The following is a 16,174-nucleotide window of genomic DNA, read 5'->3' as shown; positions in this document are numbered from 1 at the left end:
GCAAAATCCGCCTGTCAAAAACCGCTGAGATCATTAATGATTAAAGAGACGCGGTTTTCCGTTCCCGCCAGTTGTACTGGCGTTCTTTTAAGGAAAGTTTCATTTATGGTCAATCTTCGCCAGCCCAGGGATGTTGCGCAAATTTTGCTGTCGGTGCTGTTTCTTGCCCTCATGATTATTGCGTGTCTGTGGATTGTTCAACCCTTTATTCTCGGCTTCGCGTGGGCTGCGACCGTTGTCGTTGCCACGTGGCCTTTGCTGCTGCGCTTGCAGAAGCTGCTGTTTGGCCGCCGCGGGTTAGCCGTGCTGGTCATGACGCTCCTGCTGTTCCTGCTGTTTATTATTCCGATTGCCCTGCTGGTCAATAGCCTGGTGGATTCCAGTGGCCCCGTTATTCGCGCCATTAGCAGCGGTGACCTGACGCTGCCGGATCTCGCCTGGCTGAACAGCATTCCGGTGGTGGGCGCTAAGCTCTACAGCGGCTGGCATAGCCTGCTGGAGATGGGCGGCAGCGCGCTAATGGCAAAAGTCCGCCCGTATATTGGCACCACTACCACCTGGTTTGTGGGTCAGGCGGCGCATATCGGCCGATTTATGATGCACTGTACCCTGATGCTGCTCTTCAGCGCCCTGCTCTACTGGCGCGGCGAGCAGGTGGCTTTAGGCGTTCGTCACTTCGCCACCCGCCTGGCGGGCAAACGCGGTGACGCTGCGGTACTGCTGGCTGCGCAGGCCGTGCGCGCGGTTGCGCTGGGCGTGGTGGTGACCGCGCTGGTACAGGCGGTGCTGGGCGGTATTGGTCTGGCGATTTCCGGCGTACCGTACGCCACCGTGTTCACCGTTGTCATGCTGATGACCTGTCTTGCGCAACTGGGACCGCTGCTGGTGCTGGTCCCTAGTATTATCTGGCTCTACTGGACGGGTGATACCACGTGGGGAACGGTGCTGCTGGTCTGGAGCTGCGTGGTCGGCACCATGGATAACGTCATTCGTCCGATCCTCATCCGCATGGGTGCAGACCTGCCGCTGATCCTGATCCTCTCCGGAGTCATTGGCGGACTGATTGCCTTTGGCATGATCGGCCTGTTTATTGGCCCGGTGCTGCTCGCCGTCACATGGCGTCTGTTCTCCGCCTGGGTGCATGAAATTCCGCCGCCGGGAACCGACCCGGACGTGATTCTGAGCGAACTGGAAGAGCTGGAAGAGAAAAACACCAATTAAGTTTTTTGCCGGGTGGCGCTAACGCGCACCCGGTCTACATTCTCCCTCACAATACTTTAGCAGCGTTAAAGTATTTATTCGTTGCACACTGGTCAGACCCGCTATTCATGCACTCATTCTGCTCTTAACCTCAAGAAATCTTTACGTCTCTTTAACTATTGAGACGAATCCGATCGACGCTCAAAGATGACATGCCTACTATTAGCACACGGTTATAAATCAACACCTTGATTTATAAGCATGGAAATCCCCTGAGTGAAACAACGAATTGCTGTGTGTAGTCTTTGCCCATCTCCCACGATGGGCTTTTTTTATCCTGACTACGCGCGCTTAACCTCACAGGCACTGAGCATCCGCCACTCCGCTGGCAGCACCCGCGTTTCCCCGGTCACATTGACCGTCACCGCCTCGCGGATATCCGCCGACGATGCGCCAACCTGCAGTTCAAACTCGCCCGGCTCAACGATGCGCTTCCCGTCCCGGCGGGTAAAGTTGAACATCTCTACCGGTAGCGTAAAGCTGAGCGTGGCGGATTCGCCCGGCGAGAGCGTGACGCGCTGGAAGGCTTTCAGCTCCTGAAGAGGTCGTACCTGGGTGGCGACCTTATCCCTGACGTAAACCTGCACCACCTCGCTGCCGCTGCGTTCCCCGGTATTGGCAATATCTACGCTCAGCGTCACCTCGCCGTCAACCGGCACGCTGCTTTCGGCGAGGCGGGCTGCGCCCCATCTAAAGGTCGTCCAGCCGAGGCCGAAGCCAAACGGATAACGTGAACCGAAGTGGAACGCAAACGGCGTGCCGCCGCTTTTGAGCTTGTGATTGTAGTAATACGGCATGGCCCCGGCGCTTTTCGGCACGCTCACCACCAGACGGCCCTGCGGCTCTGCGCGTCCCGTTAGCACGTCCGCAATCGCCCAGCCCCCTTCCTGCCCCGGCGCCCACGCCACCAGCAGCGCCGCGACCTTATCCTCCAGCCTCTGAAGGTTGTACGGGCGCCCGCCGGTCATCACGACGATCACCGGTTTGCCCGTCGCCACCAGCGCTTCCAGCAGCTGTTGCTGCACGCCCGGCAGGTTCAGGGAATCGGTATCGGAACCTTCCCCCACGGTTCCGCTCTGGAACAGCCCGGCAAGATCGCCCACGCAGGCCACCACCACGTCACTCTCCTGCGCCGCGTTCACGGCCTCGGGGATCAGGGCGGTACTCTGCGAGACCGGCGACTGCTGCATCGGCTTGCCGCCGCTGTCGCCCGGGAAGACCGGCGCACCCGCCATCCGTTTCTCGATGATGTGGCACCCTTTGGCATAGCGGACGTTCGATGCACCGAGATACTGTTCCAGCGCCGCGCGCGGGGTCGTGACCTGCGAGGTCTCTTCCACCATATCGCTGATGATCAGATGCACCGGGAAGCTGTAGCCGCTGAGTAACGCCAGCGGATCGTCTGCCGTCGGCCCCACCACCGCCACGCGGGGCTTACCGCCCAGGGGGAAAATACCTTTATTTTCCAGCAGCGTGAGCGATTTCGTCGCCACCTCCCGCGCGATCTGGCGGGTCATGTTGTTTTGCAGATCGATACCGTTCTCATCCGCGTACGGCTTTTCAAACAGGCCCAGGCGGAATTTTTCCGTCAGCACGCGCGCCACGATCTCATCCACTTTCGCCATAGAGATCAGCCCGCGCTCCACGGCGTCTGCCAGATGCCGCGCGCAGTCATCTTTCGGCAGCTCAACGTCCAGCCCCGCGTTGAACGCCAGCGCGGCGGATTCCGCCGCATCGTGGGAAATCCCGTGATGCTGGTGCAGCAGGCTGATGCCGCCGTAGTCCGCGACAATAATCCCATCGAATCCCCACTGTTCGCGCAGGAGGGTAGTCAGCAGGAAGCTGTCGCTGTGCCCCGGCTGATTGTCGATATCGTGATAGGCGGGCATCACCGACCCGGCATTGGCCAGCTTCACCGCCATTTCAAACGGCAGCAGGAAGGTGTCATTCAGCTCGCTGAACCCCAGGTGTACCGGCGCGTGGTTGCGCGCCCCTTCGCTGAACGAGTGGCCCACGTAGTGCTTGAGCGTCGCCAGCAGGTCGCGATTATCGCCCTGTAAGCCTTTCACGTAGGCGGTTGCCATCACCCCCACCAGCCACGGATCTTCCCCAAAGGTTTCCTCGGTTCGCCCCCAGCGCACGTCGCGGGAAACGTCCAGCACCGGCGCCAGCCCCTGCTGACAGCCGACGGAACGCGCCTCTTTACCGATCTGCTCCGCCGCGCGCTGTACCAGTTCAGGATCCCAGGTCGAACCGTAGTTCAGCGACGACGGGAACAGCGTAGCGTCTTTGCACAGTAGCCCCACCAGGCACTCTTCATGGAACAAGGCCGGAATGCCGAGACGCGTCTCCTCCATCATCATCCGCTGCAGGCGGTTCGCGGCGCGGACGCCGGTTTTCGCGTCAACGATATGGGTACCGAGCGGACGGGTGATCTGCCCGACGCCCAGCTTTAACCGTTCGCCTAGCGCTGCCTGCTCGCTCACGCCGGCGAATTCATCGCTGAGATCGCTGCGCTCGCGGTGGTTACCGTTTTCATCGAGGATCAGCCAGTACGCGTGCATCTGGGCGAACTTCTCTTCCGGGGTCATACGCGCCAGTAAATCGGCGACGCGCTCGTGCACGGGACGTCCCGCGTCCTTATAGATAGCTGTCATGTTTTACTCCTGTAGTGCGGAAGGGGTTGACGGGCTGAGCTGCCCCGCTTCGGGTCTGACTTCACGTTTGCTGGCTAGCTCACGGGCGATGGAATCCACCAGCCGGCTGTTAAGCTTGTAGATGGCCAGCAGCGCGACCATGCAGAGGAACAGCGCGCAAGGGATGAGGGTGAACAGCGCGTTGATGGTCGAGAGAACGCCCGGCGCCTGGGTTGCCTGTCCCGGGGCGTAATCCACCATGCCAAGCACCCAGCCGACGACCGCGCCGCCCAGCGCCAGGCCAAATTTGATGGCAAACAGCGCGGTGGAGAAGACCAGCCCGTCCAGGCGGCGACCGCTGCGATGCTCCTCGTAGTCGACCACATCGGAGAACATGGTCCACTGCAGCGGCGTGGTGAGGTTTTGAATAAAGCTAAAGACGATGTTGAGGCCAAAGATCAGCCACACCTGCGAAGGCGGCAGGAAGAAAATCAGCGCACCAAAAATCACGAAGGAAATTATCGTCCACTGATAGGCGCGCACGCGGTCAAATTTTCCCAGCAGCCGTTCAGATAATAATGCGCCGCTTAGGGAGGCCACCATGCCGGAAACAATAAAGGCAAAAACCAGATCCGGGCGCAACAGCACATAGTTCACGTAATACATCGTGGCGGAACCGCGCGTCACCACCGCCGTTAACAGCAAAATATTAAACAGGAACACAATACGCCACTGGCTGTTCCCGGCCAGCAGTTTTAAATCGGTGAGCATCGAGCCGGAGGTATCATTGCGCGGCGAATAACGCTCGCGGGTCATCAGGAAACAGCAGAAGAACAGAACGATTCCCAGCAGGCCCATCAGACTCATGGCATAGAAATAGCCTTTCTGCACGTTGCCCTGGCCTAACAATGAGACCAGCGGCAGGGCAATAACCGTCACAATCAACCCGCCGATAAACGACAGGCCAAAACGCCACGACTGCAGAGAATGACGCTCGCGCGGGTCCAGCGTCAGCGCGCCGGGCATGGCGCAGTAAGGCACGTTAATCGCGGAGTAAATCAGGCTTAAAATTGCGTAGGTCACGCAGGCATAGACGATTTTTGCCGTTGGACCAACGTCCGGCACATAGAAGGTGATCAGGCAGCTCACGCCAAACGGGATCGCAAACCACAGCAGCCAGGGACGGAAACGTCCGTGACGCGTCTGTGTGCGGTCAACCAGCGCGCCAATGCACGGGTCGACAAACGCATCGACCACGCGCACCACTAAAAACATGGTACCCATAATCGCGGCGGGAAGCCCAAAAACGTCTGTATAAAAATAAGCGAGAAATAACGTTGCCGTTTGCCAGACCAGCGCGCTGGCCATATCACCTAGGCCATAACCTATTTTATCTTTGGTACGCAATACAGAGGAGAGTGTCATTGTTATTTGCCTTTTTATCAGGTTAAAACGTATTTCAACCAGTTGCGCATCATTGAAAGAGAAATGCGCAGTAAGGCTCAAGTATTAGCAACGCATTGCGCGCTAACAATTGTCTAAATTAACAGGCAAATTATGATATTTAGTTTTTTACTTTATTTGTGATGGGGAGCAAATAACAAATGAAATAAAAAAGGCGAGGAATAATATCCTCGCCTTTTCGGGTCAGCGTGGCGTTACTTGTTCAGTTCCGCCAGGCTCAGCCAGGTTTGCACCACGGTATCCGGGTTCAGGGACAGGCTATCGATCCCCTCTTCCATCAGCCAGGCGGCAAAGTCTTCATGGTCGGATGGACCCTGACCGCAAATCCCGACGTATTTGCCCTGCTTCTTCGCCGCGCGGATGGACATAGAAAGCAGCGCTTTCACCGCCTCGTTGCGCTCGTCGAACAGCTCAGAGACCACGCCGGAGTCACGGTCCAGACCCAGCGTCAGCTGCGTCATGTCGTTCGAGCCGATAGAGAAGCCGTCGAAATGTTCCAGGAACTGCTCGGCCAACAGGGCGTTGGACGGGATTTCGCACATCATGATGATCTTCAGCCCGTTCTCGCCGCGCTTCAGACCCTGACGCGCCAGCTCGTCAACAACGGCTTTCGCCTGATCGACGGTACGCACAAACGGGATCATGATTTCGACGTTGGTCAGCCCCATGTCGTTGCGCACGCGCTTCACCGCCTCGCACTCCAGCGCGAAACAGTCGCGGAAGCTGTCGGACACGTAGCGTCCGGCCCCGCGGAAGCCCAGCATCGGGTTCTCTTCTTCCGGCTCGTAACGCTCGCCGCCTACCAGGTTGGCGTATTCGTTAGACTTAAAGTCAGACAGACGCACAATCACGCGTTTCGGATAGAAAGCGGCACCCAGCGTCGCGATCCCTTCGGTCAGACGGCCGACGTAGAACTCTTTCGGCGAGTCGTAGCCTTTCATCATCTCGCGGATTTCGTTCTGCAGCTTCGGATCCTGGTCGTCAAACTCCAGCAGCGCACGCGGGTGGACGCCGATCATACGGTTGATGATAAATTCCAGGCGCGCCAGGCCTACACCTTCGTTCGGCAGGCAGGCGAAGTCGAACGCGCGGTCCGGGTTGCCGACGTTCATCATGATCTTCAGCGGCAGGTCCGGCATATTGTCCACGCTGGAGCTCTTCACGCTGAAGTCGAGGATATCGGCATACACGTAGCCGGTATCGCCTTCGGCACAGGAAACGGTCACGTTCTGGCCGTCCTTCATGCGCTCGGTGGCATCACCGCAGCCGACAACCGCAGGAATACCCAGCTCGCGGGCAATGATCGCCGCATGACAGGTACGACCGCCGCGGTTGGTGACGATAGCCGCCGCTTTCTTCATGATCGGTTCCCAGTCCGGATCGGTCATGTCGGTCACCAGCACGTCGCCTGGCTCAATACGGTTCATCTCACTGATGTCGTGGATCACTTTGACCGGACCGGCACCGATGCGGTGACCGATAGCACGGCCTTCCGCCACGATTTTGCCCTGGGCATGCAGCGTATAACGCTCCATCACCTGGCCGCGAGAGCGGACGGTTTCCGGACGCGCCTGCACGATAAACAGCTTGCCGGTGTTACCGTCTTTCGCCCATTCGATGTCCATCGGACGGCCGTAGTGTTTTTCAATCTGCACCGCCTGCTTCGCCAGCTCCTGAACTTCAGCGTCGGTCAGGGAGAAGCGGTCGCGCTGTTCCTGCGGTACGTCTTCAATTTTAACCTGCTTGCCATGCTCCTGCGTCGGGGCATAGATCATGCGGATTTTCTTTGAACCCATGGTGCGGCGCACTACCGCCGGACGGCCAGCGGCCAGCGTAGGCTTATGAACATAGAATTCGTCAGGATTTACCGCACCCTGCACGACCATCTCACCCAGGCCCCACGCGGAGGTGATAAACACCACCTGGTCGAAGCCGGATTCAGTATCAATGGAGAACATCACGCCGGATGAGCCCACGTCCGAGCGCACCATGCGCTGTACGCCAGCGGAGAGCGCCACGCCGCGATGGTCGTAGCCCTGATGCACGCGATAGGAGATGGCACGGTCGTTGAACAGGGAAGCAAACACGTGCTTCACCGCCACCAGCACCGCATCGTAACCCTGGACGTTCAGGAAGGTTTCCTGCTGTCCGGCAAACGAGGCGTCCGGCATATCTTCCGCGGTCGCAGAGGAACGTACGGCAAAGGAAGCCTGCGCATCGTCAGCGGAGAGCTGGTTGTACGCGTCGTGAATGGCTTTTTCCAGTTCCGGCTGGAAAGGTGTGTCGATGATCCACTGGCGGATCTGCGCCCCGGCTTTGGCAAGCTCGGTGACGTCATCAATATCCGTTTTATCCAGCAGGTCGTAAATGCGCTGGTTAACACCGCTCTGGTCTAAAAACAGGTTAAAGGCATCGGCGGTGGTGGCAAACCCGTTCGGTACGGAGACACCCATACCCGAGAGGTTTGTAATCATTTCACCCAGGGAGGCATTTTTGCCCCCAACTCTGTCTACATCATTCATGCCGAGTTGGTTATACCAAAGCACCAGCGGTGACGAGCCATTGTTGGACATCGAAACAATCCTTTTGTGATATTTGATCGGAGTAAGTAACACCTGACTACGTTTTTATACTGGCATATTTATTTCCGCTAAAAAAACGGTGAATCGTGTAAGCAATTTAAAATTTCAACTTTTCGGATACTTTCCCATCAACGATTAACCCGATGATTCCTCTATATTCAGCCAGAAACCCCAAAAATAAAGTCGCTATTTGAAAAATGAAATCCACTTTTCAGGAAAATCAAAAACAGTGTTTCACTCATAATTAGGATAAGTTCTTTGCTGTGTAAATTACTTTTTTAATTTATGCTTTCAGACAATTACGTCTGATATTCAGGGTGGGTAAAATGGATAGTGCTGTCGATCGTCACGTTTTTTATATTTCTGATGGTACGGCGATCACCGCCGAGGTGCTGGGACACGCGGTGATGTCGCAGTTTCCCGTATCGATCAACAGCATTACGCTGCCGTTTGTCGAAAATGAGAGTCGCGCCAAAGCGGTAAAGGACCAGATCGACGCCATTTACCAGCAGACCGGCGTCCGCCCGCTGGTGTTCTACTCCATCGTGATCCCCGAGATTCGCTCCATCATTCTGCAGAGTGAAGGCTTCTGCCAGGATATCGTGCAGGCACTGGTGGCTCCGCTGCAAAGCGAGCTGAAGCTCGACCCGACGCCTATCGCCCACCGTACCCACGGGCTGAACCCCGGCAACCTGACCAAGTACGACGCGCGTATTGCCGCCATCGATTACACCCTCGCGCACGACGACGGTATCTCGCTGCGCAATCTCGACCAGGCGCAGGTGATCCTGCTTGGCGTGTCGCGCTGCGGCAAAACGCCGACCAGCCTCTACCTGGCGATGCAGTTCGGCATTCGCGCCGCCAACTACCCGTTTATCGCTGACGATATGGATAACCTGGTGCTGCCCGCTGCCCTCAAGCCGCTGCAGCACAAGCTGTTCGGGCTGACCATTAATCCGGAGCGCCTTGCCGCTATCCGCGAAGAGCGCCGCGAGAACAGCCGCTACGCCTCCATGCGCCAGTGCCGGATGGAGGTCTCCGAAGTGGAAGCCCTGTACCGCAAAAATCAGATCCCATGGCTGAACAGCACCAACTATTCGGTGGAAGAAATTGCCACAAAAATTCTCGACATCATGGGGCTAAACCGCCGCATGTACTAATATGCTAGTACATTAACTCAGATTCAGGTATCATCATCGGCAACCACGGGGCGGTGTCGCCCCGAACTTGAAATCAGCAGGGATTGGTTTAAGGTGATGCCCATCACTTCCCGGTAGTCTGCCGATGAAGCAAAAATTTTCTGAGACATTCCATGAATAAAACCGATGAACTCCGCACTGCGCGCATTGACAGCCTGGTTACGCCGGCTGAACTGGCCCAGCGGCATCCTGTTTCCGCTGCCGTTGCGGAACACGTGACGGCCTCCCGCCGCCGCATTGAAAAAATCCTCAATGGTGAAGACAAGCGTCTTCTGGTGGTGATTGGTCCCTGCTCCATCCACGACCTGGATGCCGCGATGGATTATGCAAAACGGCTTCAGGGCCTGCGGGATAAGTATCAGCACCGCCTTGAGATTGTTATGCGCACCTACTTTGAAAAACCGCGGACCGTGGTGGGCTGGAAAGGGCTGATCTCCGATCCTGACCTCAACGGCAGCTATCGCGTGAACCACGGCATCGAGCTGGCGCGTAAGCTGCTTTTGCAGGTCAACGAGCTGGGCGTGCCGACGGCAACCGAGTTTCTCGATATGGTGACCGGGCAGTTTATCGCCGATCTGATCAGCTGGGGCGCAATTGGCGCACGCACCACCGAAAGCCAAATCCACCGCGAGATGGCCTCCGCCCTCTCCTGCCCGGTCGGCTTTAAAAACGGGACCGATGGCAACACCCGTATTGCGGTTGATGCCATCCGCGCGGCCCGTGCCAGCCATATGTTCCTGTCGCCGGATAAAAGCGGTCATATGACCATCTACCAGACCAGCGGTAACCCTTACGGGCACATCATTATGCGCGGCGGGAAGAAACCGAATTACCATGCACAAGATATTGCGGCGGCCTGTGAAACCCTGGCCGAATTCGACCTGCCGGAACATCTGGTAGTGGATTTCAGCCACGGCAACTGCCAGAAGCAGCATCGCCGCCAGCTGGACGTCTGCGATGAGATCTGCCAGCAGATCCGCAGCGGCTCGACCGCCGTTGCCGGGATTATGGCCGAGAGCTTCATCAAGGAAGGCACGCAGAAAATCGTTGCCGGACAGCAGATGGTTTACGGCCAGTCGATCACCGACCCGTGCCTGAGCTGGGAAGACAGCGAGCTGCTGCTGGAGAAGCTGGCTGCAGCAGTAGATACCCGCTTCTGAAGCATGCGGGTCAGCCGGGTCACACCGCCTGACCCGGCTGATAAAAATCCTTCAGCGTTTCCAGCAGGGCATGCGCCGCTTTTGAGAGCTGCGTGTGCCCGGGATGGATCGCCCCAATGCACTTTTCAATCGGCGGGTTATCCAGCGGAATACAGACCGCGCCCAGCGCCGTCATCTGCGCCTCGCAGAGCGCCGGAACGGCGCTGCCGCCCAGCCCGCACGCGACCATTCGCCCGACCGTAACCAGCTGATGGCTCTCCAGCGCCACGTCCAGCTTTCTGCCGCTTCGCGCCAGCTCCTCCTCCATCATCAGACGTACCGCCGAGGGGCGCTGCAGGGTGATGAAATCCAGCGTCAGCAGCGCTTCCCATGTAAGGCGCTTCTTGCCCGCCAGCAAGGAATCTTTCGGCACAATGGCAACAAAGCGGTCGAGACCCAGCGGGGTAAACAGCAGGTTGTGCGTGGGCGCGGGCTCAAAGGCGATGCCCATCTCCACGCGCCCTTCCCGCACCATCTCTATCACCTGCTCGTTGATAACGTCATGCACGGTGACGTTAATCCCGGCATGACGATCGCGAAACGCTTTCAGCACCTCGGGCAGGACGTTCGCGGCAAACGACGGCATGGCCGCAACCGAAATTTTACCGCGCTGCAGGGTAAAGCATTGGTGCATCGCCTCTTCGACGTTATCCCAGTCGGCAAGCAGCTGGCGCGCCATCGGCAAAAACGTCTCGCCCTCCTGCGTCAGCGCGACCTTGCGCGTGCTCCGCTGCAGCAGCGGTCCGCCGAGCGCGTCCTCCAGCGCTTTAATCGTCAGGCTCAGGGCCGGCTGGGAAAGATTCAGTCGTTCGCTGGCGTGCGCGAAATTGAGAGTGTGAGCTACCGCTAAAAACGCGCGTAACTGTTTGACACTCATTCTCATTTTTCACCTTGTTAACTAATTGAAAAAATTTAGTTAACAGGAAATTAATAAAAAAACCAAATGAGTGGGTCACAAATTCAAAATTAACAAATGAGTCGCCGCCCCTAATGATACCGCCACGGTTAAGAGGAGGAATGACGATGGCGGGACTGGATAAGCGCGTCGACAGCTATGCGCAGGCGCTGGATGGGCTGACGGACGGAATGACTTTGCTGGCGGGCGGCTTCGGCCTGTGCGGTATTCCGGAGAACCTGATTGCAGAGGTCAGACGCCGTCAGGTGAAAGATCTGACGGTGGTATCAAACAACTGCGGCGTGGACGGCTTCGGTCTCGGGCTTCTGCTTGAGACGCGGCAGGTTCGCAAAGTGGTGGCCTCTTACGTCGGCGAAAACGCGCTGTTCGAGCAGCAGGTGCTGAGCGGCGAACTGGAGATTGAACTCACGCCTCAGGGCACGCTGGCGGAAAAGGTGCGCGCGGGCGGTGCGGGTATCCCGGCATTTTACACGGCCACAGGCTACGGCACGCCCGTGGCTACCGGCAAAGACGTGTGCCAGTTTGCCGGTAAGCACTACATCCTCGAAGAAGCCATTACCGGTGATTTCGCGCTGATCAAGGGCTGGAAAGCGGACTGGTACGGTAACGTCGTCTACCGGCATACCGCGCAAAATTTTAATCCGCTGATGGCAACGGCGGGCCGGATAACGGTCGTCGAGGTGGAAGAGATTGTTCCCCCGGGCGAGCTGCCCCCGTCGGCCATTCATACCCCGGGCATTTACGTCGACAGGCTGATTGTCGGCCAGTTTGAAAAACGTATTGAACAGCGCACCCTGCGCGCGGAAGGAGTGTGACGATGTTAACCCGTGAACAGATGGCCATGCGCGTCGCCCGCGAGCTGCGCGACGGATATTACGTCAACCTGGGGATCGGTATTCCTACCCTGGTGGCGAACTACATTCCGCAAGGAATGGACGTGATGCTTCAGTCGGAAAACGGACTGCTGGGGATGGGCGCGTTTCCTGACGAACAGAGCCTTGATGCGGACATGATCAACGCCGGTAAACAGACCGTGACCGCACGGACGGGCGCGGCCATTTTCGACTCGGCCCAGTCGTTTGCCATGATCCGTGGCGGCCATGTTGACCTGACTGTGCTGGGCGCGTTTGAGGTGGATGTCGAAGGCAATATCGCCTCGTGGATGATCCCCGGAAAGATGGTGAAGGGTATGGGCGGCGCGATGGATCTCGTCGCCGGAGCGCAGAACATCATTGTGGTGATGACCCACGCGTCGAAAAGCGGTGAGTCAAAGCTACTGTCGCGCTGCACGCTGCCGCTCACGGGGGCGGGCTGTATCCGCCGGGTCTTAACCGACCTCGCGCTGCTCGAGATCGCGGACGGCGCGTTCATCCTGCGGGAATACGCCCCCGGCGTCAGTATCGACGAAATAGCGGCTAAGACGGCCGGAAAAATGATTGTGGCGGACGACGTTCGCGAGATGCGCTTTAGCTGAGGACTCACCATGAAAGAGGTCATGATTGTCGGGGCCACGCGAACCCCCATTGGCAGTTTTCGCGGATCGCTCGCGCCCCTCTCTGCGGCCGAGCTGGGAGCCGTCGCGGTTCATCGTCTGCTTGAAAGCAGCGGTCTTCCAGCAGAGACGATAGACGAGGTGATTTTCGGCCAGGTGCTGACGGCGGGATGCGGACAAAACCCTGCGCGCCAGACGGCCATCGCCGCCGGATTGCCCGTCAGCACGCCGGCGACAACGGTCAACCTGGTCTGCGGCGCGGGCTTGAAAGTGGTTCAGCTCGCCGCGCAGGCGATCCGCTGCGGCGACGCGGACGCGATTATCGCAGGCGGTCAGGAGAGCATGAGCAACGCCCCCTATCTACTGGACGGCGCGCGTTCAGGGCTGCGTTTTGGCCATACGGGCCTGCAGGACAGCATGATTACGGACGGCCTGTGGGATGCGTTCAACGATTACCACATGGGGATCACCGCTGAAAACGTCGCCCGGCAGTTTGGCGTTTCACGCGAAGAGCAGGACGCCTTCGCTGCCCGGTCGCAGCAGAAAGCGGCTTCCGCCGCCGAAGCGGGTCGTTTTGCCCCGGAGATTGCGCCGGTGACGGTGAAACAGGGTAAAAAGCCTCCGCTTATTGTCAGCCGTGACGAGCAGCCCCGGCCAGGCACCACCGCTGAGCAGCTTGCGCAGCTGCGCCCCGCCTTTTTGCAGGAGGAAGGCACGGTCACGGCCGGAAATGCCTCCACGCTCAACGACGGTGCCGCTGCGGTGCTGCTGATGAGCGGCGAAAACGCACGGGCGAGCGGACTGCCGATCCTGGGCCGCATCGTGAGTTACGCCGTGACGGGCGTTGATCCGTCGGTGATGGGCATCGGTCCGGTCAGCGCCTGCCAGACCGCGCTGGCACGAGCGGGCTGGACGCTCGATGACGTGGACCTCATTGAAGCCAATGAAGCCTTTGCCGCGCAGGCGCTGGCGGTGGGCAAGCAGCTCGGCTGGGATGAGCGAAAGGTGAACGTTAACGGCGGCGCTATCGCCCTGGGCCATCCGATTGGCGCCTCCGGCTGCCGCATCCTCGTGACGCTGCTATACGAAATGCAGCGCCGTGACGTTAAAAAAGGACTCGTCACCCTGTGCGTAGGCGGCGGGCAAGGCATCGCCCTCACCGTTGAACGTTAAGCATCTCGTTGGTACCCGAATAATAATTAAAGTGAGGAGTCGTAATGAGCGTGTTAATTGCCCTGGCGGCGCTGGGGCTGCTGATGCTGGCGGCCTATCGCGGATATAGCGTGATTTTGTTTGCGCCAATTGCGGCGCTCGGTGCCGTACTGCTGACCGACCCGGGCGCCGTCGGCCCGACCTTTACCGGCCTGTTCATGGAAAAGATGGTGGGCTTCGTCAAGCTCTACTTCCCGGTGTTCCTGCTGGGGGCGGTGTTTGGCAAACTGATTGAGCTTTCCGGCTTCTCGCGCTCCATCGTCGCCGCCGCGATTCAGATCCTGGGCCGTCGCCACGCCATCCCGGTGATTGTTCTGGTGTGCGCGCTGTTAACCTACGGCGGCGTGTCGCTGTTCGTGGTGGCATTTGCGGTTTATCCGTTTGCCGCCGAACTGTTCCGCCAGAGCGGCATCCCTAAACGGCTGATCCCGGCCACCGTGGCGCTCGGGGCCTTCTCGTTTACCATGGATGCCCTGCCCGGTACGCCGCAGATCCAGAACATCATCCCCACAAGCTTCTTTGGTACCAACGCCTGGGCCGCACCGTGGCTGGGGCTTATCGGCTCTCTGTTTATTATCGTCTTTGGCCTGCTCTGGCTGGAGCGCCAGCGTCGTAAGGCGTTCAATAACAAAGAAGGTTACGGCACGGATCTGAAAAATGAGCCCGAGACGCCGGACAACATTAACCTTCCTCACCCGCTTATTGCTATCTCCCCGCTGCTGGTGGTGGGCATACTGAACCTGCTGTTTACCCGCTGGATCCCCGTCTGGTACGGCACGACCCACGAGCTGACCCTGCCCGGTCTGGCGAAACCGATTGTGACCGAGGTGGGCAAGATCACCGCCATCTGGGCCGTGGAAGTGGCGCTGATCGCCGGTATTTTGCTGGTGCTGATTTTTGGCTTTCGCAATATTCAGGGGCGCCTGGCGGAAGGCAGCCGGACGGCGGTGAGCGGCGCCATTCTGGCGGCGATGAATACCGCCTCGGAGTATGGTTTCGGCGCGGTTATCGCCGCCCTGCCCGGTTTTCTGGTGTTATCCCACGCGCTGGCGGCTATTCCGAATCCGCTGCTGAATGAAGCCATCAGCGTGACCGTTCTCGCGGGGATCACCGGCTCGGCGTCCGGCGGGATGAGTATTGCACTCGCCGCTATGTCCGACACGTTTATTGCCGCCGCCCATGCCGCCAATATCCCGCTAGAGGTGTTGCACCGCGTGGCTTCAATGGCGAGCGGGGGGATGGATACCCTTCCCCATAACGGCGCGGTGATTACCCTGCTGGCTATTACAGGCCTGAGCCATCGCCAGGCCTACGGCGGCATTTTCGCTATCACTATCATTAAAAGTCTGGCAGTGCTTTTTGTCATTGCCGTGTTTTATCTGACCGGCATTGTGTAAGGAGAGAAAGATGAATCTGAACGGTAAAACCGCCCTGGTCACCGGCTCGACCAGCGGCATTGGCCTTGGGATCGCCCGCGTACTGGCGAAGGCCGGGGCGCAGCTTATCCTCAACGGTTTCGGCGATAGCGACTCAGCAAGAGAAGCTATTGCGCACCTGGGCAAAAAGCCGGGCTATCACGATGCGGACCTGCGTGACGTGCTGCAAATTGAAGCCATGATGCGCTATGCCGAATCGCAGTTTGGCGGCGTGGACATTCTTGTCAACAACGCGGGCATACAGCACGTGGCGCCGGTTGACGCGTTTCCGGTAGAGAAATGGAACGACATTATCGCCATTAACCTCTCGTCGGTGTTTCACACCAGCCGGCTGGCGCTCCCTGCCATGCGCGAGAAAAACTGGGGGCGCATCATTAATATCGCCTCCGTTCACGGGCTGGTCGCGTCAAAAGAGAAGTCGGCCTACGTGGCTGCCAAGCATGGCGTAGTGGGCTTTACGAAATCGCTGGCGCTGGAAACCGCGCGCACCGGCATTACCGCCAATACGATCTGTCCCGGCTGGGTACTGACGCCGCTGGTGCAACAGCAAATCGACAAGCGTATCGCCGACGGCATTCCGCCGGAGCAGGCTCGGGAACAGCTTCTGGCGGAGAAACAGCCTTCGGGCGAGTTTGTTACCCCGGAGCAGCTGGGCGAACTGGCGCTGTTTTTGTGCAGCGACAGCGCCGTTAACGTTCGCGGCGCCGCGTGGAATATGGATGGCGGCTGGGTCGCGCAGTGATGTTCAGGCCGGGTAAGGCAAAGCCGCCTCCCGGCA

General features: G+C 58.6%; 12 protein-coding genes and 1 other RNA gene. 9 read left to right on the top strand and 4 right to left on the bottom strand.

Annotated elements, in window-relative coordinates:
* Nucleotides 1-105 precede the first annotated feature (105 nt).
* Nucleotides 106-1,221: an AI-2E family transporter YdiK gene (ydiK, locus tag KGP22_RS08945; RefSeq protein WP_223581950.1), complete on the top strand. Its 1,116-nt coding sequence runs from the start codon at nt 106-108 to the stop codon at nt 1,219-1,221.
* Between the two features lie 208 nt (nt 1,222-1,429).
* Nucleotides 1,430-1,537: antisense sRNA RprA (gene rprA, locus KGP22_RS08940), an RNA gene on the top strand.
* 4 nt (nt 1,538-1,541) lie between these two features.
* Here rprA and KGP22_RS08935 read toward each other — a convergent pair.
* From KGP22_RS08935 to ppsA, 3 genes are all read right to left on the bottom strand, one after another.
* Nucleotides 1,542-3,917, bottom strand: coding sequence for a glycoside hydrolase family 3 N-terminal domain-containing protein (locus KGP22_RS08935; RefSeq protein ID WP_223581948.1), 2,376 nt, complete (start codon nt 3,915-3,917; stop codon nt 1,542-1,544).
* A gap of 3 nt (nt 3,918-3,920) precedes the next feature.
* Nucleotides 3,921-5,321: an MFS transporter gene (locus KGP22_RS08930; protein WP_223581946.1), complete on the bottom strand. Its 1,401-nt coding sequence runs from the start codon at nt 5,319-5,321 to the stop codon at nt 3,921-3,923.
* Nucleotides 5,322-5,554: 233 nt separating this feature from the next.
* The gene (gene ppsA, locus KGP22_RS08925; RefSeq protein WP_223581944.1) at nt 5,555-7,933 is read right to left on the bottom strand and encodes a phosphoenolpyruvate synthase; all 2,379 of its coding nucleotides are present in this window, start codon (nt 7,931-7,933) and stop codon (nt 5,555-5,557) included.
* A 335-nt stretch (nt 7,934-8,268) separates the two neighbouring features.
* On the opposite strand from ppsA, the gene KGP22_RS08920 reads away from it, so the two are divergent.
* Nucleotides 8,269-9,102, top strand: a complete 834-nt coding sequence (locus tag KGP22_RS08920) for a pyruvate, water dikinase regulatory protein (RefSeq protein ID WP_023311315.1) — start codon at nt 8,269-8,271, stop codon at nt 9,100-9,102.
* A gap of 152 nt (nt 9,103-9,254) precedes the next feature.
* The gene (aroH, locus tag KGP22_RS08915) at nt 9,255-10,301 is read left to right on the top strand and encodes a 3-deoxy-7-phosphoheptulonate synthase AroH (protein WP_008500645.1); all 1,047 of its coding nucleotides are present in this window, start codon (nt 9,255-9,257) and stop codon (nt 10,299-10,301) included.
* A 19-nt stretch (nt 10,302-10,320) separates the two neighbouring features.
* On the opposite strand, the gene KGP22_RS08910 is transcribed toward aroH, so the two are convergent.
* Nucleotides 10,321-11,223 (bottom strand): LysR family transcriptional regulator, encoded by a 903-nt coding sequence (locus KGP22_RS08910; RefSeq protein ID WP_188035094.1) that lies wholly within the window; start codon nt 11,221-11,223, stop codon nt 10,321-10,323.
* 140 nt (nt 11,224-11,363) lie between these two features.
* Here KGP22_RS08910 and KGP22_RS08905 point away from each other — a divergent pair, with 140 nt between their 5' ends.
* From KGP22_RS08905 to KGP22_RS08885, 5 genes are read left to right on the top strand one after another with little or no spacing between them, the layout of a single operon-like run.
* On the top strand, nt 11,364-12,071 hold the full coding sequence (locus KGP22_RS08905; protein WP_223581942.1) for a CoA transferase subunit A: 708 nt from the start codon (nt 11,364-11,366) through the stop codon (nt 12,069-12,071).
* A 2-nt stretch (nt 12,072-12,073) separates the two neighbouring features.
* Nucleotides 12,074-12,730 carry a CoA transferase subunit B gene (locus KGP22_RS08900; protein ID WP_149366726.1) on the top strand — a complete coding sequence of 219 codons (657 nt, stop codon included), beginning with the start codon at nt 12,074-12,076 and terminating at the stop codon, nt 12,728-12,730.
* A 9-nt stretch (nt 12,731-12,739) separates the two neighbouring features.
* Nucleotides 12,740-13,921, top strand: coding sequence for an acetyl-CoA C-acetyltransferase (locus KGP22_RS08895; protein ID WP_223581939.1), 1,182 nt, complete (start codon nt 12,740-12,742; stop codon nt 13,919-13,921).
* Nucleotides 13,922-13,965: 44 nt separating this feature from the next.
* Nucleotides 13,966-15,357 (top strand): GntP family permease, encoded by a 1,392-nt coding sequence (locus tag KGP22_RS08890; RefSeq protein ID WP_223581937.1) that lies wholly within the window; start codon nt 13,966-13,968, stop codon nt 15,355-15,357.
* Between the two features lie 10 nt (nt 15,358-15,367).
* Entirely contained in the window at nt 15,368-16,138 is a 771-nt protein-coding gene (locus tag KGP22_RS08885; protein ID WP_136194717.1) for a 3-hydroxybutyrate dehydrogenase, read from the top strand.
* The last annotated feature ends 36 nt before the right edge of the window (nt 16,139-16,174 follow it).

The sequence above is a fragment of the Enterobacter sp. JBIWA005 genome (genome assembly GCF_019968805.1).
Classification (GTDB): domain Bacteria; phylum Pseudomonadota; class Gammaproteobacteria; order Enterobacterales; family Enterobacteriaceae; genus Enterobacter; species Enterobacter vonholyi.
Note: the sequence above shows the minus strand (reverse complement) of the source record. Positions and strands in the feature narration are given on the sequence as shown.

Bases quoted from the DNA above. Each gene is read 5' to 3' on its own strand.
- ydiK (WP_223581950.1), top strand. From the start codon at position 106: ATGGTCAATCTTCGCCAGCCCAGGGATGTTGCGCAAATTTTGCTGTCG.
- KGP22_RS08935 (WP_223581948.1), bottom strand. From the start codon at position 3,917: ATGACAGCTATCTATAAGGACGCGGGACGTCCCGTGCACGAGCGCGTC.
- KGP22_RS08930 (WP_223581946.1), bottom strand. From the start codon at position 5,321: ATGACACTCTCCTCTGTATTGCGTACCAAAGATAAAATAGGTTATGGC.
- ppsA (WP_223581944.1), bottom strand. From the start codon at position 7,933: ATGTCCAACAATGGCTCGTCACCGCTGGTGCTTTGGTATAACCAACTC.
- KGP22_RS08920 (WP_023311315.1), top strand. From the start codon at position 8,269: ATGGATAGTGCTGTCGATCGTCACGTTTTTTATATTTCTGATGGTACG.
- aroH (WP_008500645.1), top strand. From the start codon at position 9,255: ATGAATAAAACCGATGAACTCCGCACTGCGCGCATTGACAGCCTGGTT.
- KGP22_RS08910 (WP_188035094.1), bottom strand. From the start codon at position 11,223: ATGAGAATGAGTGTCAAACAGTTACGCGCGTTTTTAGCGGTAGCTCAC.
- KGP22_RS08905 (WP_223581942.1), top strand. From the start codon at position 11,364: ATGGCGGGACTGGATAAGCGCGTCGACAGCTATGCGCAGGCGCTGGAT.
- KGP22_RS08900 (WP_149366726.1), top strand. From the start codon at position 12,074: ATGTTAACCCGTGAACAGATGGCCATGCGCGTCGCCCGCGAGCTGCGC.
- KGP22_RS08895 (WP_223581939.1), top strand. From the start codon at position 12,740: ATGAAAGAGGTCATGATTGTCGGGGCCACGCGAACCCCCATTGGCAGT.
- KGP22_RS08890 (WP_223581937.1), top strand. From the start codon at position 13,966: ATGAGCGTGTTAATTGCCCTGGCGGCGCTGGGGCTGCTGATGCTGGCG.
- KGP22_RS08885 (WP_136194717.1), top strand. From the start codon at position 15,368: ATGAATCTGAACGGTAAAACCGCCCTGGTCACCGGCTCGACCAGCGGC.